This window comes from Lamprobacter sp., from assembly GCF_034860625.1.
GTDB lineage: Bacteria > Pseudomonadota > Gammaproteobacteria > Chromatiales > Chromatiaceae > Lamprobacter.
This window is the reverse complement of sequence record NZ_JAYESN010000512.1, coordinates 1-1,390: the sequence shown is the minus strand read 5'-3', so window position 1 is coordinate 1,390 and position 1,390 is coordinate 1. Positions and strand designations below refer to the sequence as shown.

The window sequence follows — 1,390 nt, the reverse complement described above, 5'->3', positions numbered from 1 at the left end:
GAAGGTTCCCGGTGATAGCTGAATCTCGCCGGCGGCGGTCTGCACCGTGGCCTGTAATCCCGGCACCTTGCTGAAATCAGCGCCTGAGTCCTCGGTCAGGGTGATGGCAATGCGTGTCAGCGGCGGTGGCGCGCGGGAGAAGTCGAAATCGATGGCATGCTCCTTCTGGCCGTTGACGTCCTTGGGTGCGCCGAACTGCGCCATGCCGGAGGGATGCCGGGGCTGGTTGTAGAAGACGATGTCGGGATCGCCGGTGGCGCGTCCCTCGTCGTTCAACACGAAGGCGGTCAGGTTGACATCGATGCCAGGGGCTGCGGCATGACGCACGATGAGGCGGCCGGCCAAGGCGCCGATGGCGGCATTGGCGCCGGGGATCAGGGTGGCTGTCTGGTTCATGAAACGTCCGTCCGAGCTCAAGACCCCACAGGGGGGCGTGTTCCGATCGATTCGGCGTCTAGCGGTGTCCGTGCCGAATCCTCACACTCAAGGCGCGCGCTGTCGAGTCCGCGTGCTTGAAGATGCTCGATCAGGCTGTCGAAGCCACTGTCCTTGGAGAGGATGCGATAGCAGGCTTGTGGATCACGGCTGGCGAGTTCGCCGAGGTAGAACGCCAGATGGAAATCCAAGGCATTCTTGCCGGCGCGCTCGATCTTGACATAGCGACCGCGCTCGCCGAGCGCCTGCATCCGCATCACCAGCTCGATTGGGAGGCGATGTTGATGGGGGCCGATGAACAGCGTGATGGTGGTGTCGCTGTCGATCCCGTCCTCCAGCTGCCTGGGCTGGATGCTTTCGTAATCGATCAGGTAATGTGTCGTCATCATGACTTCCGGCTCAACGCATCGTCTTCGGCGCTTCCCCACGATCAGCATGCCAGGTCTGCTCTTGTGCAGCCTGATGCTGCCGCGTTTGAGCCTGGCCTTCGAGCTTGATCGCTCAGTGGATGGGCCGCGGGATCGCGAGCAGGTCGCTGTGCTCGCCATTGATCTATCGGCGCTTGATGCTCAGGGTCTCATCGGGCCACCCAACGGCAAGCGCGCACTCAGCTACGAGTTCTGTATCCCGGCTAATGATGCACGCGTGGCCGAGGTTCGCGGTATCGATCCCAGTGCTCATATCTTCCCGGTCTCACCGGGACGTATCGGTTGTGGTTCGGATCAGGTCCTGGTCATCGGTCATACGCATCAACCTGGTTTCACTTCCATCCTCAAGCGCTTGGCCGATCTGCCCTACGTCGAGCGGATCGAGCCAAGCGATTTCGAGTGAGGCAGCACCGCGCTGTTGCCTCATGCGTGATCCCAGCTAGGCTGTCAAGCCAAGGCGTGAATGTTCACCGACACAGGCTCTCGCAGGGCGTGCCATCGCCGTCGCCATCAAGGCGGCTCAGACC

At 61.9% G+C, this 1,390-nt stretch carries 4 protein-coding genes; 1 reads left to right on the top strand and 3 read right to left on the bottom strand.

Going from position 1 to position 1,390, the window contains the following annotated elements; genetic code table 11:
* Together VBE63_RS29350 and VBE63_RS29345 are read right to left on the bottom strand one after the other, a co-directional pair.
* Positions 1 to 396, bottom strand: a 396-nt coding sequence (locus tag VBE63_RS29350) for a TerD family protein (protein WP_323686506.1), incomplete at its 3' end; no start/stop codon positions are given.
* Positions 397 to 413: 17 nt separating this feature from the next.
* A complete protein-coding gene (locus tag VBE63_RS29345; RefSeq protein WP_323686505.1) occupies positions 414 to 824 on the bottom strand; it encodes a PIN domain-containing protein in 411 nt (136 codons plus the stop codon).
* On the opposite strand from VBE63_RS29345, the gene VBE63_RS29340 reads away from it, so the two are divergent.
* On the top strand, positions 823 to 1,266 hold the full coding sequence (locus VBE63_RS29340) for a hypothetical protein (protein ID WP_323686504.1): 444 nt from the start codon (positions 823 to 825) through the stop codon (positions 1,264 to 1,266). The two genes, VBE63_RS29345 and VBE63_RS29340, sit on opposite strands and share 2 nt — an antisense overlap.
* Positions 1,267 to 1,330: 64 nt before the next feature.
* On the opposite strand, the gene VBE63_RS31715 is transcribed toward VBE63_RS29340, so the two are convergent.
* Complete coding sequence (locus VBE63_RS31715; RefSeq protein WP_416274729.1) at positions 1,331 to 1,387, bottom strand: excalibur calcium-binding domain-containing protein; 57 nt, start codon at positions 1,385 to 1,387, stop codon at positions 1,331 to 1,333.
* Positions 1,388 to 1,390 lie beyond the last annotated feature (3 nt).

Bases quoted from the DNA above. Each gene is read 5' to 3' on its own strand.
- VBE63_RS29340 (WP_323686504.1), top strand. From the start codon at position 823: ATGACTTCCGGCTCAACGCATCGTCTTCGGCGCTTCCCCACGATCAGC.
- VBE63_RS29345 (WP_323686505.1), bottom strand. From the start codon at position 824: ATGATGACGACACATTACCTGATCGATTACGAAAGCATCCAGCCCAGG.